Genomic DNA, 22,482 nt, shown 5'->3' on the forward strand with positions numbered 1-22,482 from the left:
GTCTTGAGAGGCATTCTTTTTTCACGTCTTCACAGTAATGCCTTTTTAGTGATACTATTTACTTATTCATTTATTTGGAGGCATCTTATGATTGAAGTGTATATCGATGGTGCAAGTGCTGGGGACCCCGGTCCATCTGGTGCCGGCATTTTTATTAAAGGAAATGGTGTTGTCGAAAAACATTCGATTCCACTTGGTATCATGACTAACCACGAAGCTGAGTATTACGCCTTACTTAAGGGGCTAGAAATTTGTATCCAAAATGACTACAAAGTCGTTTCCTTTCGAACGGATTCCCAGCTCGTTGACCGAGCGGTTGAAAAGGAATATGTGAAAAATAAAAAATTTGTACCCTTGCTCGAAAAGGCATTACAATTATCAAAAGAATTAGATCTCTTTTTTCTAAAATGGATTCCAAGTGCACAAAATAAGGTTGCTGATGAGTTAGCAAGACAGGCTATCAGGAAAAACGAAGCGTGAAGGAAACCCTTGGACTACATAGCTCCAAGGGTTTTATGACATAATATTTCGTTCTTCCACAAATTGATAGGCTTGTTTGCGATTTTGAATTTGATTTTCTTTCAACATCTCTAATAAAGAGATGAAAAAGCTACCGTCAAATTCCTTCTGTGCTTTTAAGGTTATTTCGATTGCAACATTTACAATTTCATCCGTTGCTCCCGTATAATGCTGCCCAAATGAAATAAACCCCACTGCGTCTTCTCCTAGATTAAAGCCTTTTTGAGCTAAAAACTGCAAATATTCTTTCACACGATTTTCTAATTTAAACAATATTCTCCATCCCCAACAAAAAATACAGAATCTAATCTAATAGTACCGCATTTTTTGTCGAAATTCTATGACTTTTTTGTTAAAAAATGGGCTATTGTTCCTGTAATCATTCCAAATAAGGCACCACCAATTACTTCTTCTGGCTGATGACCAAGTCTTTCCTTCAACTTTTTTTCCTTTTGATCGTGGTAATGATGGTCCTTTTGACCTGCTAATCGTTCCAGTTCTTCGTCTAGTTCGTTCACTTTTATTGTTAGTTCACCAGATTGCCGGCGAATTCCTTGTGCATCATACATCACGATTAAACCAAATACCGTGGATAACGCAAAATCAATGGTGGGAATCCCTCTTTTTAATGCAATAAAGGTAGCTAATGACGAAACACCCGCTGAGTGTGAACTTGGCATTCCACCCGTTTCAAAAAAAGTGCCCCAATCCCATTTATTCGTTTTCACTTTCTTAATTGGGATTTTTAAAAACTGAGCAAGTCCAATTGTAAGTAATGCGGTCAAGATTCCTTTGTTCACGCTTCTCACCTCATGGTTAGTTTCTTAGTTCTCTCCCTTTTCTATACAAAGACATAATCCAAAATAGGATGGAAATAATACGAAATGGAGGTGACATGTCATGGCGAAAAAAGCAAACAACCGCGGAAAAGCTCCAAAAGGCGTGAATCCACAAGGTTATAATGAAGATACAGAATTCTCTATGGAACCAAAAAGCGAGCTAGAAAACAGAGCAAAGAAAAAGAATACAAAGATATAATGGTTGTCTGGGATGTCCTGTGCCGGTGTCATTGCGGGGCATCCTTGTTTTTACTTAAAGTTTACATAACATCCCTTACGCCCCATAATAGTACTGATAACGACCATAGAAATAAAATAACAGCCATAGGATCATATTTATCGCTCATAGAATGAGAATAACGACCATAGACCAAGTTGAATTTTACAAACCAAACATTACTTTAATAAAAAAAGAGCACTCACACGAGTACCCTTAGCTTATAAATTGATCCAAGCCCTTAAATTCAAGCTCGGTAAACTTTTCATATACTTTTTCACGATCAATTTGGATTAGCGCATCCTCAAGTGAGCAATTAATCGGAACTTCACAATGGATTCTCGCTAATTTTCGAGATAAATGAAGCATGTCCAAATCTTCTTTAATCTTGGTCTTTTGACCTTTTGTTAAAGTCTCAAGATTTTCCAGTATACCTTCAATGGTTTCAAATTGCTGAAGAAGTTTTAGTGCCGTTTTCTCACCGATTCCTCGAACACCAGGATAATTATCGCTTGAATCACCCATTAAAGCTTTAAGATCTACCATTTGATGCGGGCGGATACCTTTTTCCTCTAAAAAGTTTTCACTAGTGTACTCCGCGTAATTTCCGATTCCTTTTTTCATAATTAGAACTGTAATATTCTCATCAAGTAGCTGCAGAATGTCTTGGTCACCAGTCAGAATAATTACATCAGAGTCCTGGCTATATTGTTGAGCAAGCGTACCGATACAATCGTCGGCCTCATAACCAGTGAGCCCCACATTCGGAATGTCAAATGATTCAACTACATCTTTTACAAGATCAAATTGGGGAATCAACTCTTCTGGTGGTGCACCGCGATTTCCTTTATATTCACTGTACATTTCAGTCCGAAATGTGGAGCTTCCCATATCCCAGCAGCAAATGACATGCGAAGGCTTGTACGTATTGACTGCTGTCATCATATGTTTTACGAAACCATGAATACCATTAGTCGGAATTCCTTTACTATTTACCATAAAATAACCACTCATTGCAGTAGCGTAAAAAGATCGAAACAATAATGCCATTCCATCTATTAACATAATCTGATTTTTCATCAGCATATCCTCCCTGTTAAAAATCCTCATAAATGTAATTATACCATATATTCACCATGGATTTGTTTGTATCTTCCTTCCAAGCAAAGAAAAAGCCCTCCATGAATAGAGGACTTATTTTTCTTAATTACTCTTCATTTTTTCAGCTTCTATCTCAGCATAGGAAGGAAATTTACGCGGTGACGTTTCATTTTTTTCCGACCATTTTTTTTCATAGATCGCGATCTTTCCTTTTTCAACATGCATATCTCCTTTATAAGAGCATTGTGGTTAGTATTAACCTAGAATGCATGTATTATTTTCGGAACGCATATTCCTTCACCATATCAACTGTTACTAGCTTACGTAGTGGAACGATTCCTTTTTGAGCAAGTTTATTCATTTCGAGTGTCACTTGATTAATCTTATCTACAGTGAACTCTTTGTTTTGCTTCGCTAAAGCAACTGCCTCGTCAATGAACAGTTCTCTTCTTTGCTCAAGGCCGACAAAGGTTTTCACGATTTCGTGCTGTGCATTTGAATGTTTAGTGATTGCTTCATGGACGTTTGACATTATTTCTCCTCCGATGTTCTCTCTTCATTAGTTTTACAATATGGGGTTTAGGTTCCCAGCAATTAAATTGATATTCTGGTTTTGTATCATAGCCTAAGCGTACACATCTGTATGTCATTATACCATCTTTTCGTTCAGCAACGAAATTCATACAGGTTGCACATGCATGATACTTTGATTTTGATTCAGTCAAAATCGATCACCCCATATGTTCTGTATAATAGCCTTTTAACGTTTTATGGACTTGTTCTAAACTTTCGATATCAATATCTTCAGATAAGATCTTTGTGACCCCATCAAAATATTCGTGAATTTCCATTAGAGCATTTTTTTGAAGTACTTGTAGCCCATTATTAAATTGTTGCTTGTAAAAGGCAACAAGATTTGCCTGATTTTCTTCAAGATAAGAACTTATAGGCGCATCCAACAATACTTCAAGTTCATCTTGCATTTGCTTTTTCTCATTTTTCTCGAAAAATGATTTTGGATTTTTAAACAGTCCAAGTGCCCTTTTATAACGAGAGAGTTCTTCATTCGCAAGACCATTTTTAAATTCAATCGATTCAAAATCGAGTTTAACGGACTCTGAGATACTCATATTTGAATTTATTGATTTTATTTGCTCATTAAAACTACCAAGCTGCCCATGAAGTCGCTTTGAAATAAAGGATTCAATTCTTAATGAAGTGGCACGCATTTCTTGGGCCAAATCAAAACCGACTGATTCCAAAAATTCCACTAAACAAGATTGTAGGGCATTTTTTAAATCACGTCCATCCTCTCTAAGTGATGACGGATTAAACGCTTCCTTGAACATATCCGAAATACGAAGAAAGACTCTTTGCTTTATATAAAAGGTCAGTTCTTTTACCTCCTGCTCAACAACTCCAAATGCATCGTTGTAATCAACACTCGTAACAATAGTCTTCATTTTGGCATGCTGATCTTTCGCTTTCTCTAGCTTAGAACGCTTAATATCCTTGTCTTCCTTCGCGGACTGAATATACGAATTAATAATAGCTGTTGCACGCTGGATATCTACATATCCTTCATTCACAGCAACCTCTGTTAGTTCATCAATGACAAATGAATGAAAATCCGTTTCAAATCGTTGAATACCAGATGATTGAAGGATACCCAGATCCTTATCACTAACTACATTAAGCTTCTCAAGTAAAGCAGCTCGGCTTGACACCGTATAAAGTCGCGGAAAACGAATGCCGTAACTCATAAGCTGTGACCCTACATACTCTTTTACATCTTCTAACTCATCAATCGTATTCGCCAAATCGGCTGCATTGATAACGAAGAACATTTTATCCATACTGAAGGTGTCCTTGACACGCCCAAGCTGAATTAAAAACTCACGGTCTGCTTTTGAAAAGGCATGGTTATAATATGTCACAAATAGAATTGCATCCGCATTTTTGATATATTCAAAAGCAACCCCAGTGTGGCGTGCGTTAATTGAATCAGCCCCTGGTGTATCTACCAATGTAATACCTTGCTGTGTTAATGGACAATCATAGTAGAGCTCAATCCATTCCACAAAACATGCCTTTTCTTCCTTTGCAACATATTCATTAAAGCCATCCATGTCTGTTGTTAATATTTGATCTAAATGAACAGATATATTTTCAAAACCAGCAACTACCGCTTTTAAGAATGAAAAATGTGGTTTTTCTTTCGCATCAATTTTTTCGATATTACTTATTGATGAGTTGATCTTCTCTAAACTTTCATCTAGGTTTTCAGCTTGTTCACCAAAAATGTGTAAGGAATGGTTGATATCGTCTAATAATTGTTTTGTTGATTTAATTTTAACTAGTACAGTCCCATGCTTGTGCTCTTCGGTTGGGAACGTAATTTTATTAATGGTTGCTGTCGTTGGATTTGGTGAAACGGGAAGCGCGTGTTTCCCCATTAATGCATTTGCAAATGACGACTTCCCAGCACTAAACGCACCAAATAATGCAACGGTAAAATGTTTATGCTTTAAACGATGTGCCTTATCCTGAATGTCCTTCGCAAGAACCGAAAGACCGGTGATTGGCTTGATTAGTTCATGTGCATTTTCTAAATGATGAATCGCCTGGTCAGACGAACCTTTCTTTTCTTTTTGCTCTTGGTCCGGTTTTTTTTCAACCTGGGACACTTCTTCCTTTCGATTCTTTAGCTCATGAAGGATTTCTTCCGTGGAGGAAACCTCTACACGTTCGGTAAATCGTGAAAGTAAGTTTTCAACGGATTCAGAACTATTGACTGTAACTTTACCGTCTATGATGTTTTCAAGTAACGTTTGGGCCTCTACACGTTTCACCTCAAATTTCTTTAATGTTGCAAATGCCTCCGAATAAACCTCATATTGTTTTAATTCGTTTTTTAAATGCGTTTCATCTTTGGCAGTACCAGCCTTCAATTGTTCGAAAATATCGTGTAATAGTGTAACCGCTTTTTGTTTATATTTTCTTTTAATATAATTTCCAACATCATCTGTATAGGTTAATATATATTCTCCTGTTACACGTGCACCTGGTTTGACCAAATTTTTTAGCTCGTCGGGAGTCAACTCAGTTGCTAGCTCGTTGCCAGTTGGTTGTTTCGTAAGTCGTAAACTTTCAACATATCTCCCAACAAAGTCCTTCAAATGCCATTCTAATTGAGTGGACATTTTCTCTTTAACATCATGAAAGAAAGCTTGTAATCGCTCCTCACGTTCTTTTTCCGTTTTATTTTTGGAAAATAATAACCCCACTTTAAAATCCGCTTGAACAGATTCAACAAAGCGTTTGGCAAGATCACGCGTTTGGAACGGCATAAGAATAGCATTTGATAAAATCGTTTCAATTTCTTCTATAAACTCAGTTTCAATTTTTTCGCGTTCCTTAGCAAAACTGGTTAATCGATGGTTCAATTCTTCAATTCGATCAGGAATCATATCCCGCTCAGCCGCTGATAATGAACGAAGCTTTTCTTTTGTATCTTCAAGTTCCACGGCATTTTGATCATCTAAAAATGCAATATGCTCAAGAATAATCTGTCTTGCTGAATGGAAAACACCTTCTAATAAAAGCTGATCTTTATTAGCCATTTTTTCATGAAGAAGCTGCTGAACTTGTTCGAACTGATTATGCTCGTGATCTGGCTCCTTCAATGTCGTGTAAAAAATGTCTGAGTATGCCACATTCCAGTTTTGGAATGCCTCTTCCACCCCTTGTTTAAAGGAAGCAAAAGGTAATTCAGTTTCTTTATGTTTATCGACTTGGTTTACAAATAAGTAAACTGTCTTATTTCGATCCGTCAATTCCTTTGTAAATTGAAAATTTAACTCGGAAAGAACATGATTATAGTCCATCACGTAAAAGAGTATATCTGCTAAATGTAATGCTGATTCTGTTGATACACGATGGGCATCATCGGTTGAGTCAATCCCTGGCGTATCCATGATGATGACTTGCTCTGGTAGTTTCTTAATGTCATGACTGATTTCAATCGATTCGATTGCTTCCCCGTCTTTCGCGTACGACTTGATTACGTCATAGTCATAGGGATGCGGGTATTCGATGATTTTTCCGTCACGATAATAGACGCGTGCATATTCACGCCCCTGCTTTACTTTTACAAGGTTTGCACTAGTCGGGATTGGGCTTGATGGTAGTAAACTCTCCCCAATGAGTTCGTTAATCATGCTCGATTTCCCGGCTGAGAAATGACCAGAAAAACCAATCATATATTCACTGTTATTGAGTTTTTTTAGCAGGTGAATGATTTTTGAACGACTTTCTTGGTCATTGTTTTTTTCAAAAATATCATATAAGGAAGATAGTCGTTTTTCTAGGTCTTCCTTTGTAATCTGATTAGTTTGTTGTGTTTGAATCATTTTTAATCCCCTTATTGAGCGATGCATAATAGTGTATATATATGTATTTTACTCTACACCCTGGCTTTTGACAAAGCAGAATATTAAGAAACCATTTTTCGGCATAAAAAGAACCAGGTATTCACCTGGTCGCATGAATGGAATGATGATGTTTTTGTTGGCTTTGCTTTGGGTTTGCAACATGATGTAAGACGTGATACATGATAAACCCATATATTCCAATTGTTAGAGATACAAATAATGTAAGCATCTTTTCACCAGCTTTCAACTGAAAGTGATAATTATTTTCATCTACAATTTAGTGTATCAACAGTTTTCTTTCTTTTCAATCTTTTTTTATTGGTTTCAGGACATTTGGAATAATTCTGCTTCGGGTTATTCCTATCTGTTGATATTCCTCATGGACACTTAATGCTCGTTCTTCAACTGGAATGCGAATAGACATCATCACAAAGTTAAGTATCGAAAAGAGCATACCGGTAAAATATGCCTGAAATAACATCGGTATTAAAATAAACTCAAGGGCGACAATGATATAATTCGGGTGCTTGACATATTTATACGGACCCTTAGACTGGACCTGGCTTCCCTGCAAAATCATAATTTTCGTATTCCAATACATTCCAAGAGAATGAAGCGCCCATACTCTTCCAAGCTGAGTTAATGCAAATAAGAAAAATAAAATCGGATACAACACCGATAATTCTTTTTCTCCATATACAACTTCAGCGATCAAAGACCCAAAAAATAAAACATGCATGAGGACAATGTATTTATAATGACCGTGACCAACCTCATACCCTCCCTGTGATAATATCCATTTTTCATTACGTTTCGCAATCCGCATTTCAATCAGTCTCTGAGCAATTACTAGTCCAATAAAAATCCAAAATACCATTCTATTTCCTCCATTGTAACAGGACTAATTCAGAGCTAAACCCAGGTCCTAACGCAGTAACTAGCCCATAATCTCCTTCTTTTCCCAGCTGTTTCTCCATAAACTCCTTTAAGACATAAAGCACTGTAACAGAAGACATATTCCCTTGCCTGCGCAACACTTCTCTTGCAATGACTGTCATTGAACTCGGGATATCAAGGGATGCCTCATATGCATCCAAGACCTTCTTCCCACCTGGATGGGCAATAAAATGCTTTATTTCAGTTATGTTAAGCAGATTACCATGTAAAAATTCGTCTACGTTTCCCTTCAACCATGACTTCACAATGCTCGGAATATCTTTTGAAAAAATGACGTGAAGTCCTGAATTTTTAATATCCCAGCCCATTACATCCTCTGAATTTGCCATTAAGGTCGATCGGGAGGAAACAAAGGACGGAAAAACAGCAGTTGCCCCATGATATTCCACCTCATCGCCGCCAATACAAACACATGCCGTACCATCCGCAAATAATGAGGTCCCGATTAAATTGCTCTTTGAAAAATCATTTTTTTGAAAGGTTAAGCTGCAAAGCTCTACAGCAAGTACAAGTACTTTTGCTTTCGGATATGCTTTACAATAATCAAACGCCCTCGCTAAGCCAGATGCTCCTCCAGCACACCCTAGCCCCCAAATTGGAATTCGCTTCGTATGTGGCAGGAATTCCATCTTATTCATGATTCTCGCTTCAATACTTGGGGTTGAAATGCCTGAGCTTGAAATAAAGAAAATGGCTTCAATTTCTTCAGGGTTTATCTTTTTCGCAAGCAACTGTTGATTTGATAAACAGTTGTGAATTGCTTCTGTACCATATGTAATAGCCTTTTCAATATATATATCATTTTTTTCCTCAAAGCTATGCTCTTTCCCATACCATTCCAATGATTCACTGAAATATCTCTCCTCAATTTCACTATTAGCAAATACCTTAATGAGCCGATCAATATCTGGAAAATGCTCATAAAAGAGGTCTCTAATAAATTCAGTTGTCTTCATTTGATCGATTTTATTTGGTGGATTGCATATACCTATCGAAATCACTTTAGGCATGGAGCACACCCTTTCTCTATAGGTCATCTCTAGGTTACTTTTTCCAGTTTTAGAATAAGTATGCAATAACAAAAATAGGCGTAAAAAAAGCCTTCCCAGTTTACGGGAAAGCTCACGTTTCAAAGGAGTTGTTTTGTTGTTGTGCCTTAATAGTATAACTCAAATTTTTCAAACATTCACTAGTAAAATTTTGGTTTACAATAGTCTTCAATCTAGGCTGTTTCGCAAACTTTGTTGTTTTTGGACACAAATGATTTCCGCTTCATTTTGAAAATTCTCCCTTGAATTTGCACCGCACGAAGGAAATGAGAATGCATTTTCGAGGAGTCGCCACCTTCCGCTTCAATCTAAAGTATTGTTTTATCCTATAGCAACAATCTTTTAAAAAGAGAACCTTAAACTATAATAATGTCTTGACGAGTTCCTCTCGTTTGTTGTCGATTGCTTCGAAATCCATTGCCGCTTTGTAGTATTCCTCAAGCCTGTCGTGAAGTCGTTTCGCTTCACTTAAAAAATTTGTACCAATTGTCATCTTATTTTTATATTCGAGGTTTAACTCTTCAATTTCCTGTTTGAACGTGTTCTCGATTTTTGGATCCATGCATAATGCAAACATATCGACCACTTCATCATGTTCGCGGAATGGGTCGACAACATGCGGAGCAGTCCCATCTACAATTGACACGCTTAGTTGTGGAATAATAATCATGTCAATGCTTTTCGGATCGAATGCACAATGGAAATACTCCACCGATAAACCATGTTGTTCGGCATGCTTTCCTACCTTTTTCATCAATGTTGACTTCCCGCTTCCTGGTCTTCCTTTGATGATATAACGTTTTTCATATTCTTCTGTAATATTATCGATAAAATTCACTGCACCCTTTGGTGTTGCTGCTCCAAAAAATCGCTTCCGAATAGTCGGGTTTTCCTCCGCCTCAAAAGGCTTGCTAAAAATTGTATCAATTAAATTTTGAAGAACTGCATCCGCCTTTTTAAAACTCATGGAAGAGACATAAATATCCTCACGCTTTAAATGAACTTTCTTTGCTTCTGCAAACGTCTTATAAGCATTTTCAAAGTTCTGCGAGATATCATCCGTTAATTCGATGATTTCATTCTTATATTGCATTAAGTATTCATCATTACGGTATTGACCAAGGTCTATTACCTTTTCGACAACTCCGGGGTATCTAGGCTCAATAACATGTGGTGCCGTTCCGTCTACAAATCCTAATTTACGTTCTGGAATCACAATTCCATCTATAGAGTGATTATCTGAAGAACAATGTAAGTATTCAAGGTCATAGCCTTTATCCATGAATATAAGACCGATTTTTCTCATGAAGGTAGATTTACCTGTACCTGGTCCCCCTTTTAAAATATAAAGAGTTTCCAAGCCTTTCAATGCTTCATCATACAACGAGAAAAAACCTACACTTGAATTAGTACCTGCATAATAATTTTTTATTTTTGCCATATAAACTGCTTACCTCCTTGTAGACATTCGCCTATCTTTAGACTATGGCGAAGGAGCAATCTATGTGATTACAAATCTAAATTTTTTTCACTTTGTCACCAAGAAAGTTAGTTTAGCAATATAATGACTGTTTGATTACCAAGAAAAATATCACTATTCAAAAATAATGATTATGTGGACTTCTGATCGTTCTTCTGTACATTTATATTGATCTGAGTGATTACTGCATTCCCGCATTTGAAACATCTTTCTTTGTTATTTAGTAAGAGGGAATGACATCTTGAACAATAGTATCTAATCATTTGTACACATCCTTTTTCCTATAGAATATGTTTGCGTTTCCAAGACTGTTATTGCGTTTGTCACAAATTATTCAAATATTTTCCTACCCGAATGTGATAAAAATCACTGTTTTACTAAGTTTTCACTATTAATATAGTGATTAGATTAGGAATGAACAATTTGTGAAATGCTCAAAATCGTCTAGATTTTAACAAATTGTTTTGTATGATGAAAATGTAAAACGTTGCATAAGGGGGTCGTGATGAATGGCTAAGACAGAGCTTACGAAGACAAACCAAAAAACTAAAATTGAAGATGAAAAAACTTCTTTAAAAGGGACATTGGCATCTGTATTATTACTTGGACTTTTCTTAATTTTATCTTGGCTAGCTGTCTTTTTCTTGTTCTTAGATCGGGTGTAATAACACTTTCTACTAAGAAAGCGAGGCAAGTCTTTCATTTGAGTGACTTGTACTATTATATGAAAAAAATATAGAAAAAGAATGTGAAATTTGAAAGGGGAAGAAGCCATGCATTTGCATAAATATGAAAAAATATGGCTCATTTTTGGTATTGGAATCCTATTTGTATTTCTAGGAGTTGTTGGTGTTGGTGCGTTCGCAATGGGCCATCAACCAGCAAGTAGCATTAAAACAATTGATCCAGAAAAGGTTTCTGAAACAGCACCATTTGACAATCCTGGACTCGTTCATATTGAAGGAAACAAATATGAATTAAACCTTGTTGCTGAAGCATTTGCTTACACACCTAACACCATCCAAATTCCAAAAGATGCAGAGGTAACAATTAATGTAGCAACAAAAGATGTTGTTCACGGATTTGCAATTGCCGGTACAAACGTCAACATGATGGTTGAACCTGGATATGTGAGCAGCTATACACAAACATTTTCTAAAACAGGCGAATTTTTAGTGTTATGTAATGAATATTGTGGAGCTGGGCACCACTTAATGATGGCAAAAGTTGAGGTGACCGAATAATGGTAAATTCAAATGTCAAGGTAGACAAAAAAGATGCAAAACTAGCAATGGCACACTTTTATGTAGCCTTTATCGCTTTATTTTTAGGTGGAACGGCTGGATTACTTCAGACACTTGTACGTTCAGGTAAATTTACATTACCTGCAGGAATTGGCTATTATCAATTATTAACTGTTCACGGAGTATTATTAGGACTTGTTCTTACTACATTTTTTATAATTGGATTCTTATTTGCGAGCATTAGTAAAACAGCAGGCACCCTTTCAGCAAAGGGCCGTTTAGCAGGATGGATTGGTTTTTGGACAATGACTATCGGTACTGCTTCCACAGCAACTACCATTCTTTTAGGTGAAGCATCTGTTCTTTATACATTTTATGCTCCCCTACAAGCACACCCATTCTTTTATATTGGACTTGCGCTTGTAGTAGTAGGTAGTTGGATTGGTGGATTTGCAATGTTCTCCCATTTTGGTAAATGGAAAAAAGCAAATCCAGGTAAAGTTACACCTTTATTAAGTTTCATGGCTATCATGACAATGATTTTATGGTTGGTTGCAACACTTGGTGTTGCTGCATCCGTGCTTATTCAATTTATTCCATGGTCATTTGGTTGGGTTGAAACAATCGACGTCCTTATCAGTAGAACATTATTCTGGTATTTCGGCCACCCGCTTGTATACTTCTGGTTATTACCAGCATACATGGCATGGTACGTTGTTATTCCAAAGGTTATCGGAGGTAAAATCTTTTCTGATGCACTTGCAAGATTATCTTTTATTTTGTTCTTACTTTTCTCAATACCGGTTGGATTCCACCATCAGTTGACAGAACCTGGTATTGATCCAAACTGGAAATACTTACAAGTTGTTTTAACTTTCATGGTTGTTATTCCGTCATTAATGACTGCATTCTCATTGTTTGCATCGTTCGAACTATACGGAAGATCAAAAGGAGCAACAGGATTATTTGGTTGGTTTAGAAAGCTTCCTTGGGGAGACGCTCGTTTCCTAGCACCATTCGTTGGTATGTTATTCTTTATCCCTGCTGGTGCAGGAGGTATTATCAACGCAAGTCACCAGATGAACCAAGTGATTCATAATACAATATGGGTAACAGGACACTTCCACTTAACCGTTGCAACAACCGTTCTGTTAACATTCTTTGGAATTGCCTACTGGTTAATTCCACATCTAACTGGACGTGTATTGACAAAAGCGATGAACAAGCTGGCAGTTGTTCAAACAATCGTATGGACAATTGGTATGACATTCATGTCAACAGCTATGCACTTTGCTGGATTACTTGGTGCACCTAGACGTTCTGCATTCTCCACTTATGGAGATTCCGCACAAGCAGCAGATTGGGTACCATATCAAATTGCACAAGCAATTGGTGGTTCTATTCTCTTTATAGGTATCATCCTAGTCCTTGTTATTTTTGTTAATTTAGCTTTCTTTGCACCAAAAGGGGAAACAGAGTTCCCTGTAGGTGAAGTGGCAGAAGAGGCAGAAAAAACACCTATGATTCTAGAAAACTGGAAGCTTTGGGTTGGTGTCCTAGCAGTATTAATCTTAATCGCATATACCATTCCATTTGTTGATATGATTCAAAATGCACCTCCTGGAGCTAAACCATTTAAACATTTACTATAAGTAAAAAAGCTACGCAACTTATGTTGCGTAGCTTTTTTATTCTACAATTTGTAAATCGCACGATATTTTTCTTCTAAGTACTGGATTAAATAGTTTGCGTTTAATCCCTCACCTGTTACGTCTTGGATGATTTCCAATGGCTTCTTAAGCTTTCCATATTGATGAATATGTTTTGTTAACCATTCTTTAATTGGAGTTAGGTTCCCCTCTTCTACCAGTTCATCAAAATTTGGAATATCCTTTAACATGGCAATCTTAAATTGAGCGGCATACATGTATCCAAGTGCATAAGACGGGAAATAGCCAAAGCTCCCACCTGCCCAGTGGACATCTTGTAAGACACCTTTTGCATCATTATCAGGACGAATACCCAAATACTCTTCATATTTTGCATTCCAAATTTCTGGCAGGTCCTTTACTTCAATCTCATCATTAAAAAGGCTTTTTTCAATTTCATAACGGACCATGATATGCAATGGATAGGTTAATTCATCCGCCTCGATTCGAATAAATGATGGCTTCGATTCATTGATTGCACGGTAAAAGTCTTCAACTGAAACTTGATCAAACTGACCGCTTGCATATTCTTTCAATAACTCAAAGTTATTTTTCCAAAGAGGTAGACTGCGACCGACAATGTTTTCATAGAATAAGGACTGAGATTCATGGATTCCCATTGAAGTTCCTTCTGCAAGGTTTGTCCCAACCAAATCCGGAGAAATGTTTTGCTCATAAAGGGCATGCCCACCTTCATGAATGGTACCAAAAACAGCTGTTCTGAAGTCATTTTCCACATAATTTGTCGTTACACGTACATCCCCTGGATTTAATCCGGTTGCGAATGGGTGAACTGTTTCATCTAGGCGACCAGCCTCAAAGTCATAACCCATTTTCTTAAGAATCTGAAGGCTAAAGTCACGTTGCTTTTCCTTTGGAAATTCCTTAAATAAAAATGACGTTTCCGGCTTATTTTGTGACTCAGTGACGGCTTTAACAAGTGGAACGATTTTTTCTCGTAATTGAGCAAATACTTGGTCCACTACCTCCACTGTTACGCCTGGTTCGTACATATCAAGCAATGTATTGTACTTGTTGCCCTCGTATCCCCAGTAGCCAATAAATTTTTTCGTAAAGTTGACAAGTTTTTCTAAATACGGACGGAACATTTCAAAATCAGATTTTTCTTTCGCATCTTCCCAAACGGATTCTGCTTTTGATTGCAAGATGACATATTCACGGAATTCATCTGCTGGAATTTTTTTGTTTCGTTCAAAATCTTTTTTACATTCTTCCACGACTTTTTTCGTAATGTCACCAAGCTGTTTTTGTGCTTCTGGAGTCGTTAATTCTTTTAAATAGGCCTCCATTTCGGCAGAAGTTGACATAGCAAAAACCTCTGATGAAAGCATACCGATTACTTCCGATCGCTGCTCCACTCCCTTTTTCGGAGCACCTGTACGCAAATCCCAATACATAACCCCAATTGCCTCACTATAGCTTGTCATCTTCTTAACTAAATCAAGAAACGCTTGTTCAGTTTGTTGTAGTTGTTCTGACACTTTTCGTTCTCCCCCTCTATTTTGTATCAACCTTTGTCGGTAGAACATTTTTTATGTTGTCAATGACTAGGTTACTTGTATTATCTTCTACAAAAATAATGACAGTTCCTGCATCTTCACTTGAACGAATCAAACGACCAATGCCTTGCCTTAGTCTTAATAACATATATGGAAGGTCGATCTTCTCAAATGGTGATTCGGCTCTTTTTCTTTTTGATTGAAAAACAGGATCATTTGGTGGGAATGGCAATGACCAAATGATGACATTCGATAAGGAAGGTCCAGGAATATCAAGCCCTTCCCATAAAGAAGTGGAACAAAGGATGCTATGTTCATCATTTTGGAACGTGGACACAAGTCCACTGATTTCTTGATCCCCTTCAAACAGAATTAGATATTTTCCCGAGTTGCAGTTCTCTTTAAACATTTGTAGCTCTTCCGTCGATTTAAATAACAGAAGTGTCCGACCCTCTGACTTTTCAATTTCATCCCATGCAAAATCAAATTTTGAACGAAACAGATTCTCTCGAGTGTGAAACACAGGCATCTGAATCTTCATTTGATTTTCATAATCAAATGGTGATTCAACCGAAAACGATTGATAGTTCCTGATTCCTAAACTCTTGGCAATATAATCAAAGGATTTATTTTCAGATAAAGTAGCCGAAGAAAATACAAACGGGATGCTTTTCGAAAACACTTTTTCAGCTAAAATAGTTTCCACTGCTTGTGGCATAATGACTAATGTGTAGCTTTCACCATCTGCCTCTCCCCAACAAACAGCATTATTTTCTTCACCGAAAAGTTTTAATGAAAATTCCATTTGATCTAAATATTCATCGACTATATGTAATTCGTATTGATCAATCGTGTACGTCTCTGCTTCAAACACAAGATTATTGCCAATCTCAACAATCATCTGAAGTAGTTTATTTGAAATAGCCAGTAAATCCACATCTGGCACAATATCCATACGTGTAGACCCTTCAACTTCATGACTATTCATTCGAAGAAGTCGATAAAACTGATCATTTTGTTCAATTGCATCTTCAATTAATTGAGCAAATTCTTCACGGACATCATTTTCTAATAACCTTGTTAACAGACCTTCTAAAGTCGTTTCCTGAACACGATAGGTTAATGCTTTTTGCGCAGAGAATTCTAGCAAATGACCTTCATCAAAGACAACACAGCTACTTTCTGGTAAAAAGGGAAGCTGCCCTTCTCTTTTTCTGGCTTCCATTGTCCACACATGCTCCATATAAAAATCATGAGAGCAGATAATTAAATCAACAGCCTTACGATAATGCTCTCTAGATAACGTGAGACCACAACGATGGCGCAAATCACATGAAAAACAATCCTGAAAGTTATCCCATGCGACACTTTTCCATTCCTCATCCGTAAGCTCAGAATATGTTTTTCGATCCCCGTAATGATGGAATGTTTGCATAGTCGAATGACTATGAACAAAATCTGGTAACTCATTATAAATTTGTGAAATTTTCTCATTTGTTGTTCGACGTGTAGCACGATCTAACTTTTGCAGACAAAGATATTGATCCTGTGCCTTTGCAAGACGAACATCAATATTCAAGTTTAATGCGTCAGCGATTTTTGCAATGTCTCCTTCAGGCTTCACAAGTTGTTCAATTAACGACTCATCTGCACATGAGATAATCGCTGGCTTTCTCATATATCTCGCATAACAAATGGCATACAACAGATAAACAATTGTTTTACCAGTACCTACACCGGCTTCTGCGAATACAATTGATTTTTCCTTAAATGCTTTTTCAAGCTGAAATGCCATATATATTTGCTCATCACGAAGATCAAAGCCTTTTTCCGGAAGGATGTCGTAAAACACATCGCCAATCCATTCATTTAATTTATCAAAGAAATTTTCATTTCTGGATATTTGAAAGGGTAACCCTTCTCCAATCATCTGTAAAACCCCCAAAACCAAGGTATGCGCCAATTTTTAATTATCTACTAGTGTAGGAGCTAAGTCAACACGAAAACAAGAAAACCCGCCGTAGCGAGTTTTCTTGTGATATTCGTTCATTCACTTTTATATCGTAAAAAATCAACATCAATGGAAGTTGAATGAGACATTGCATGGAGTAGGTCATTTTTTGCTTGAACAATGGATTTAAGCGAATCCAGCTCTTCTCCTATCTCATTTTGAAGAGTGCGATATGTATCATTCAACGCATCTTGAATTTTTTTAAAATCTAGGTAGTTCATTACTCATTCACTCCTGGAAAATTTGTAGACACCAATAAAGTATATGACCTTTGGAGTTGAACTATTCATGAAATCCTAAATTGTAATGATATTAACGTTCTCTTGGCGGTCTCTTACCCCAATACTGATAGTAGTCGGTTCGAATAAATCCGTTAAACAACTTACGCTTTTTCGTAGCTGGCTTCCCATATAATTGTTCAAATTCAGGATGTGAGGTTAGCATATAGACTGACCATGTATCATAGGGACGAAGGGCTTCCCCCATACCACGATACATCTCTTCAACAGCCTTTTTTTCACCCAATCTTTCCCCATATGGAGGATTTCCAACGATTACACCATACTCTTTAGTTGTTGTAAAATCCCGAACCTGCATTTGTTTAAACTGGATCAAATCTGAAAGACCTGCTTCCTCGGCATTATTCTTTGCTATTTGAATCATTCGGTGGTCAAGATCAAAGCCGCTAATATCAAGAGGCTGATCATACTTGGCTAAATCCTCTACCTCTTGGCGTGCTTCATTCCAACGCTTTTTACCGATCCACTCCCAATCCTCAGACACAAAATCACGGTTAAATCCAGGAGCAATATTTTGTCCGATTAAAGCAGCTTCTATTGGTATCGTTCCAGAACCACAAAACGGATCAATAAAAGGTCTTTCCGGTGTCCAGTTCGTCAGCATGACTAAAGTTGCAGCTAGTGTTTCTTTTAAAGGTGCCTCCCCTTGGTCGACCCGATACCCTCGTTTATGAAGTCCGACTCCTGAACAGTCGATTGTGAGAGTTACGACGTCTTTAAGTAAAGCTACCTCTATTCGGAATAATGGACCCGTTTCCTCAAACCAGCCTGATGTTTTGCGGTAATGCTTCTTCAGGCTGTCAACAACTGCTTTTTTTACAATGCTTTGACAATCTGAAACACTAAAAAGCTTGGACTTTACTGACTTCCCGATAACCGGAAACTCTGCATTTTCTGGGATTAAATCACCCCAATTAAGGGCCTTTGTTTTTTCGAATAATTCATCAAAGGTTGTTGCTTTAAATTCTCCAACTTTTAGCTTGATACGGTCTGCTGTTCTAAGCCAAAGATTACTACGGCAGATGGCTTGTTCATCAGCAACAAACGTAACCTTCCCGTTTTCAACCGTACATTCATAGCCTAAATCTCGTACTTCTTTTGCAACAATTGATTCAATCCCCATTGCTGCTGTAGCAATAAGTGTTACTTTACCCATTCACGTTCACCCTAACTATGTACAATCATTTATATAGTAAAAGAATAAAGAATCTCAACTCGTAATGCAAGATTTGCAACTAAAATGGTTTTGTGTGCAAACAAAAAGCTCTTCATCATGAAGAGCTTTGCTTCTTTATTCATCATGTAAGTATCGTTTAATTAATAACGTTCTGTAAGCCATGTTTTGTTCCATCGTACTTCAATCGGTAAAACGAATACCTCGTACTCCGGTGGTAATCATCTATCTACAGACGATAAAGTGTCTGTCCTTCTCCTTGTTCATTTCCAAGAGAGAAAGTGCCCCTACCATAATTTGGGTTTCTCGCTCGTGGGGTTTACCTCGTTCCACTCTTGTAATTTCTTACAAGACTTCGTCACTGTGGCACTTTATAGGTAGTCAAACCATATCCAGATGGACTTAGGTTTTTTTCCTGCCGTTAGCAAAGATTAACTCCTCGCTACCCTAGCTTATCATTTCGCTAGGCACGAACACTACGGACATCTCAGCCCGTGCGAGCATGGACTTTCCTCTGCAGGTCTCCCTGCAGCGATTACCCGAACGTTATTAATGTGTGCAAAAAATATTATAGTAAAAAAACATTACAATTGCAAGTGGTAACGCATTGGTAATTTCTTCAACTTACACTTTGGTGGGGATTAAATACCCGTGAAAGCTGGATTTAAGCAAGATAGTTTAAAAACGCCACATCATGTGGGCCTCAATCATACAGCTTACTACCAAATACATGTTTTTCAAGGTTTGATAATCGTTTTAGAATATCAAAATTAGTTGTACCCGTTTGCGCCTGTGGTTGTTTCTTATAGGACTCCTCTAGCTGACGCTTTAATCGAAGGTTTTCTTGTTGAAGTTCTTCAATTTCTTGATAAAAAGTTTCATAGTCCTTGATGATCACATCTAAAAATTTATCAACTTCTTCTTGTTTATAGCCTTTCATGGCTGATTTAAATTCTTTTTCAAGTATCTGTGTTGTAGTTAATTTTATTTTATCAGATAACATTCGTTTCACCTCGATACACTTTCCCCATTATTCCTAAATCTATTTTTTCAAAAATTTCACGTATTGTCAATTTAAATTACAAAAGCAGAATTTTTCAATATCCATTATTGGCGTAATGTTCTTCTTCAACGATGACTTGGAGATCATATGCGTTAATTGTAATTAGCTGATAATCATCATTTTCGCACTTTTTTTTCGCATCTGCATAAATATAACGCGGACTCCCATCCTTTTCCTCATCATATAGTATTATGAAAGCATCACTTTTGTCTAGAAAGAAAGCATTTTTCAATCGAAATTGTGATGGATTATCATATTTCCGGTTTGTAATGCTGTTTACGTAATTAGCTTGCGACAATATCATTTGGTAGTATTCTCTATTTGTTTCGTTCCATTTTTCGTCTTGCTCCAGGAATGGAGTAATGACTGCAAGCTTAAGCTCTGGGTATTCCTCTTGAAGCTCAAATGTGATTTCGGCAGCCCAAAGTTCGACACCTAGTTGCCCACTAATGATGACCCATTCAAGTCCATCCTCAATTAAGGGGAGAAGCGCATTTTTAAGGGCTAGTTTGATATAGTGGACTCCAGGATGGTCTTGTCCAAAAATTCCAAGCTCAAACGGTTTATAGCCCGTAATTGCAACAACCTTTATCATGTCAAGACTCCTTTTTCTAATGATATTAGCCTCAGATTTCCATATGTAAAACAGGAACCATTACAGTTCCTGTTGTGCTTTTGTAAGTTTTATTTGTTACGTTTTTAAATTAAGATAATGATTTACCGGCCAATAAATGGTCCAGGTGGCATTGCTCCACAATTGAAATGTTGATTTGTTACTTCAGTCGCAACAGATTCTGTGTGTGGGAAATAATGCATATGTTGATACATATGATGATTTATATGTTGCGTATGTGAAGGATGAATGTGTGGAACAATTGTTTTACAGCAGTGGTGTTGAACACAGCAATTCGTTGGGTGTACAATAGGTTGCATTACATTTGTTGGACAATACATTTTATCTATCTCCTTTCCTTCATCTGTTCTTACAGTAATAGCCTATGAAAGAAAGTAGAGTCATGTACTAATCAAAACACCTATTTTTTGGTGGATGTTTAAAAAATGCTTTGAATATAACGCATCGAATTTCTAAGAACATTGCTTCGAGAACATGGTGAATAACTAGGTTCTGCGCTTGCGTCTACCAGTTTATTCTAGGATGTCAATTCCTCAGCGCAAGGCTGCAAGGATGTTAACTCAAGCAATTGCCTCGCTCCGGTACTCAAAGCTGTACCGCCTTGAAATTTCGACGAACAGGACGTGCTAGTTCGACAATGCCACAGGATGTGGCGTTTTTGTTGACGCGGTCCTCTTCATCCTCCTTTTAAAACACCTATTTTTATTAAAAAATGGCATATGAGCCGTCTTTAATTCCGGTTAATATAAGGACAATTAATACTAAAACAAAAAAGTATAGAAATAAGATTTTCTTATACATTCTATTCTCGCTCCATCTAAAATAATATTTCCTTTACACAAAACACTATTTTACATGGTATTACATTGTTCTACAATGACAAATGAAGGAAGCATTCAAGTTTTCATGAAATCGACATAAAAAACGCGAAAAACCGCTAATTTTGCGCTTACCCGGGTAATATTTTTTAACTTTTCCGAAGTTTCCCGCTTATTCTGGCGATTCGCTTCTCAAACTCAGCCTCTATTTTCGCATTTTTTGTCTTATTACCTGAAATTCTTGATTCTTTCCATCTCCAATATCCACTATTAGCAAAGTCCCATGCAGTTTCAAAATCTTTCTCATGATGCTCATAATATTTCGCAAGCTCTATACTTGCTGCAATCGCATCCTGATCCTCCCCAATTTCATATACTTCCATAAATAGACGCATTGCTTCCACAAGCTTTTTTTCCTTTTTGGAAAGAAAAGCCAGGGCAAGCTTTGCCTTCGTTTCCTTTTCCGAATCTACATCAACTACTTGCTGATACAATTCCTGTGCCTTACTGGTCTCCCCTAATGCCTCAAGCCACCTTGCAACTTCGTATTTATCAGAGATATACTTGTTTTTTTCGTTCAAAATCACAGCACCTGATAAATGAATATAAAGAGTCAATAACGATAAAATATCAATTTCATTGTGCCGCATGATGCCAAAGATTCCATCTGGTACCTGATTTTCCACAAAATCAAAATAAAGAATCGGTGCTAAATATCCCGGGACATCACCTTCACGTTTGATCTCAAGAATTTCCTTCTCAACATTAGCTAATCTGACAGAATCAAGTTTATTTTTCCAAAGCCTTCTAGCTGCATGATACAAATCAAAATGTCCAAAATCAGGTAAGTTAGGCAGTGCATCCCTAATTAATGTATGCCTTGTTTTCACCTGTGGCCAATCAAATGATTTTCCGTTATATGTGACTAGAGTTGTATAGTCAACACTTGACAGAAAACTTTGGTATAGGGCAACCTCAGCTCCAGGATTGGGTAAAAAATGTTGAGTGAGAATAACTTTATCATTCTGAACCCTTGCATGTCCTAATAAGAAGATTGTATTGCCTGTCCCCCCACCTAAACCAGTTGTTTCCGTGTCAAAGAAAAACAAGTCGGAGAGCTGATGCCCCTTTGAGGACAATGGGTGCTTTATTAAAGATGAATTCCACATGTCGATCACATCGTTTAATTTAGAGAACGAATATAAACCATGTTGATAATTAAGAGGAAATTCTACTTTTCGTACCATGCAGTATGTTCCATCAAAATAAAAGGGTTCTGCTCCGAATTCATTCCATTTATCAAGAAAAGGAATTTCTTCTACAGAAACTGAAGATTCGACAATTTCCGATTTACCTTTATCTTCTTTTACAATATGTTTTTTCAGTCGGTTTAATTTCCCTTTAATCGACATAAT

Annotated in this window: 21 protein-coding genes and 1 other RNA gene; 5 read left to right on the forward strand and 17 right to left on the reverse strand. The window is 37.1% G+C overall.

What is annotated here, in order from left to right:
- Positions 1–87 precede the first annotated feature (87 nt).
- Positions 88–480 carry a reverse transcriptase-like protein gene (locus RGU12_RS14055; protein WP_309536657.1) on the forward strand — a complete coding sequence of 131 codons (393 nt, stop codon included), beginning with the start codon at positions 88–90 and terminating at the stop codon, positions 478–480.
- A 33-nt stretch (positions 481–513) separates the two neighbouring features.
- Here the strand turns inward: RGU12_RS14055 and RGU12_RS14060 are convergent, their stop codons facing one another.
- Positions 514–792, reverse strand: coding sequence for a DUF6123 family protein (locus RGU12_RS14060; RefSeq protein WP_116352294.1), 279 nt, complete (start codon positions 790–792; stop codon positions 514–516).
- 65 nt (positions 793–857) lie between these two features.
- The gene (locus RGU12_RS14065) at positions 858–1,319 is read right to left on the reverse strand and encodes a divergent PAP2 family protein (RefSeq protein WP_309536658.1); all 462 of its coding nucleotides are present in this window, start codon (positions 1,317–1,319) and stop codon (positions 858–860) included.
- A gap of 100 nt (positions 1,320–1,419) precedes the next feature.
- On the opposite strand from RGU12_RS14065, the gene sspL reads away from it, so the two are divergent.
- Entirely contained in the window at positions 1,420–1,557 is a 138-nt protein-coding gene (sspL, locus tag RGU12_RS14070) for a small, acid-soluble spore protein L (protein WP_116352296.1), read from the forward strand.
- A 234-nt stretch (positions 1,558–1,791) separates the two neighbouring features.
- Here the strand turns inward: sspL and RGU12_RS14075 are convergent, their stop codons facing one another.
- The 6 genes from RGU12_RS14075 to RGU12_RS14100 all read right to left on the reverse strand — a co-directional run bounded on the left by RGU12_RS14075 (position 1,792) and on the right by RGU12_RS14100 (position 10,556).
- Positions 1,792–2,655 carry a 5'-3' exonuclease gene (locus RGU12_RS14075; protein WP_309536659.1) on the reverse strand — a complete coding sequence of 288 codons (864 nt, stop codon included), beginning with the start codon at positions 2,653–2,655 and terminating at the stop codon, positions 1,792–1,794.
- Between the two features lie 295 nt (positions 2,656–2,950).
- On the reverse strand, positions 2,951–3,208 hold the full coding sequence (locus tag RGU12_RS14080) for a YpbS family protein (RefSeq protein ID WP_116352298.1): 258 nt from the start codon (positions 3,206–3,208) through the stop codon (positions 2,951–2,953).
- A 199-nt stretch (positions 3,209–3,407) separates the two neighbouring features.
- Entirely contained in the window at positions 3,408–7,088 is a 3,681-nt protein-coding gene (locus RGU12_RS14085) for a dynamin family protein (RefSeq protein WP_309536660.1), read from the reverse strand.
- A gap of 325 nt (positions 7,089–7,413) precedes the next feature.
- On the reverse strand, positions 7,414–7,986 hold the full coding sequence (locus RGU12_RS14090; RefSeq protein ID WP_309536661.1) for an isoprenylcysteine carboxyl methyltransferase family protein: 573 nt from the start codon (positions 7,984–7,986) through the stop codon (positions 7,414–7,416).
- Position 7,987: 1 nt separating this feature from the next.
- Positions 7,988–9,076, reverse strand: coding sequence for a type III polyketide synthase (locus tag RGU12_RS14095; protein WP_309536662.1), 1,089 nt, complete (start codon positions 9,074–9,076; stop codon positions 7,988–7,990).
- Positions 9,077–9,476: 400 nt separating this feature from the next.
- Positions 9,477–10,556 carry a PRK06851 family protein gene (locus RGU12_RS14100; protein WP_309536663.1) on the reverse strand — a complete coding sequence of 360 codons (1,080 nt, stop codon included), beginning with the start codon at positions 10,554–10,556 and terminating at the stop codon, positions 9,477–9,479.
- A 548-nt stretch (positions 10,557–11,104) separates the two neighbouring features.
- Between RGU12_RS14100 and RGU12_RS14105 the strand changes: the two genes are divergently transcribed.
- From RGU12_RS14105 to RGU12_RS14115, 3 genes are all read left to right on the forward strand, one after another.
- Entirely contained in the window at positions 11,105–11,260 is a 156-nt protein-coding gene (locus tag RGU12_RS14105; RefSeq protein WP_309536664.1) for a cytochrome c oxidase subunit 2A, read from the forward strand.
- Positions 11,261–11,368: 108 nt separating this feature from the next.
- Positions 11,369–11,839: a cytochrome c oxidase subunit II gene (locus RGU12_RS14110; protein WP_116352305.1), complete on the forward strand. Its 471-nt coding sequence runs from the start codon at positions 11,369–11,371 to the stop codon at positions 11,837–11,839.
- Positions 11,839–13,491: a b(o/a)3-type cytochrome-c oxidase subunit 1 gene (locus RGU12_RS14115; protein WP_309536665.1), complete on the forward strand. Its 1,653-nt coding sequence runs from the start codon at positions 11,839–11,841 to the stop codon at positions 13,489–13,491. Before RGU12_RS14110 ends, RGU12_RS14115 begins: the two co-directional genes overlap by 1 nt.
- A gap of 41 nt (positions 13,492–13,532) precedes the next feature.
- Here the strand turns inward: RGU12_RS14115 and RGU12_RS14120 are convergent, their stop codons facing one another.
- The 9 genes from RGU12_RS14120 to RGU12_RS14160 form a co-directional block, all read right to left on the reverse strand.
- A complete protein-coding gene (locus tag RGU12_RS14120; RefSeq protein ID WP_309536666.1) occupies positions 13,533–15,050 on the reverse strand; it encodes a carboxypeptidase M32 in 1,518 nt (505 codons plus the stop codon).
- A gap of 16 nt (positions 15,051–15,066) precedes the next feature.
- Complete coding sequence (locus RGU12_RS14125; RefSeq protein ID WP_309536667.1) at positions 15,067–16,998, reverse strand: ATP-dependent DNA helicase; 1,932 nt, start codon at positions 16,996–16,998, stop codon at positions 15,067–15,069.
- A gap of 116 nt (positions 16,999–17,114) precedes the next feature.
- Positions 17,115–17,300 (reverse strand): hypothetical protein, encoded by a 186-nt coding sequence (locus tag RGU12_RS14130; RefSeq protein WP_309536668.1) that lies wholly within the window; start codon positions 17,298–17,300, stop codon positions 17,115–17,117.
- Positions 17,301–17,391: 91 nt separating this feature from the next.
- On the reverse strand, positions 17,392–18,534 hold the full coding sequence (locus tag RGU12_RS14135; RefSeq protein ID WP_309536669.1) for a THUMP domain-containing class I SAM-dependent RNA methyltransferase: 1,143 nt from the start codon (positions 18,532–18,534) through the stop codon (positions 17,392–17,394).
- A 170-nt stretch (positions 18,535–18,704) separates the two neighbouring features.
- Positions 18,705–19,099, reverse strand: an RNA gene (gene rnpB, locus RGU12_RS14140) — RNase P RNA component class B.
- 156 nt (positions 19,100–19,255) lie between these two features.
- Positions 19,256–19,555 (reverse strand): cell division regulator GpsB, encoded by a 300-nt coding sequence (gene gpsB / locus RGU12_RS14145; protein WP_116352311.1) that lies wholly within the window; start codon positions 19,553–19,555, stop codon positions 19,256–19,258.
- A gap of 94 nt (positions 19,556–19,649) precedes the next feature.
- Complete coding sequence (locus RGU12_RS14150) at positions 19,650–20,207, reverse strand: SLOG family protein (protein WP_309538258.1); 558 nt, start codon at positions 20,205–20,207, stop codon at positions 19,650–19,652.
- A 125-nt stretch (positions 20,208–20,332) separates the two neighbouring features.
- Entirely contained in the window at positions 20,333–20,569 is a 237-nt protein-coding gene (locus tag RGU12_RS14155) for a CotD family spore coat protein (protein ID WP_309536670.1), read from the reverse strand.
- Between the two features lie 647 nt (positions 20,570–21,216).
- Positions 21,217–22,479 (reverse strand): ribonuclease H-like domain-containing protein, encoded by a 1,263-nt coding sequence (locus tag RGU12_RS14160; RefSeq protein WP_309536671.1) that lies wholly within the window; start codon positions 22,477–22,479, stop codon positions 21,217–21,219.
- Positions 22,480–22,482 lie beyond the last annotated feature (3 nt).

Origin of the sequence: Ferdinandcohnia sp. QZ13 (assembly GCF_031324165.1) — a bacterium.
Taxonomy (GTDB): Bacteria; Bacillota; Bacilli; order Bacillales; family Bacillaceae_L; genus Ferdinandcohnia.

Bases quoted from the DNA above. Each gene is read 5' to 3' on its own strand.
- sspL (WP_116352296.1), top strand. From the start codon at position 1,420: ATGGCGAAAAAAGCAAACAACCGCGGAAAAGCTCCAAAAGGCGTGAAT.
- RGU12_RS14055 (WP_309536657.1), top strand. From the start codon at position 88: ATGATTGAAGTGTATATCGATGGTGCAAGTGCTGGGGACCCCGGTCCA.
- RGU12_RS14125 (WP_309536667.1), bottom strand. From the start codon at position 16,998: ATGATTGGAGAAGGGTTACCCTTTCAAATATCCAGAAATGAAAATTTC.
- RGU12_RS14130 (WP_309536668.1), bottom strand. From the start codon at position 17,300: ATGAACTACCTAGATTTTAAAAAAATTCAAGATGCGTTGAATGATACA.
- RGU12_RS14105 (WP_309536664.1), top strand. From the start codon at position 11,105: ATGGCTAAGACAGAGCTTACGAAGACAAACCAAAAAACTAAAATTGAA.
- RGU12_RS14080 (WP_116352298.1), bottom strand. From the start codon at position 3,208: ATGTCAAACGTCCATGAAGCAATCACTAAACATTCAAATGCACAGCAC.
- RGU12_RS14135 (WP_309536669.1), bottom strand. From the start codon at position 18,534: ATGGGTAAAGTAACACTTATTGCTACAGCAGCAATGGGGATTGAATCA.
- RGU12_RS14085 (WP_309536660.1), bottom strand. From the start codon at position 7,088: ATGATTCAAACACAACAAACTAATCAGATTACAAAGGAAGACCTAGAA.
- RGU12_RS14160 (WP_309536671.1), bottom strand. From the start codon at position 22,479: ATGTCGATTAAAGGGAAATTAAACCGACTGAAAAAACATATTGTAAAA.
- RGU12_RS14090 (WP_309536661.1), bottom strand. From the start codon at position 7,986: ATGGTATTTTGGATTTTTATTGGACTAGTAATTGCTCAGAGACTGATT.
- RGU12_RS14075 (WP_309536659.1), bottom strand. From the start codon at position 2,655: ATGAAAAATCAGATTATGTTAATAGATGGAATGGCATTATTGTTTCGA.
- RGU12_RS14100 (WP_309536663.1), bottom strand. From the start codon at position 10,556: ATGGCAAAAATAAAAAATTATTATGCAGGTACTAATTCAAGTGTAGGT.
- RGU12_RS14110 (WP_116352305.1), top strand. From the start codon at position 11,369: ATGCATTTGCATAAATATGAAAAAATATGGCTCATTTTTGGTATTGGA.
- RGU12_RS14155 (WP_309536670.1), bottom strand. From the start codon at position 20,569: ATGTATTGTCCAACAAATGTAATGCAACCTATTGTACACCCAACGAAT.
- gpsB (WP_116352311.1), bottom strand. From the start codon at position 19,555: ATGTTATCTGATAAAATAAAATTAACTACAACACAGATACTTGAAAAA.
- RGU12_RS14095 (WP_309536662.1), bottom strand. From the start codon at position 9,076: ATGCCTAAAGTGATTTCGATAGGTATATGCAATCCACCAAATAAAATC.
- RGU12_RS14115 (WP_309536665.1), top strand. From the start codon at position 11,839: ATGGTAAATTCAAATGTCAAGGTAGACAAAAAAGATGCAAAACTAGCA.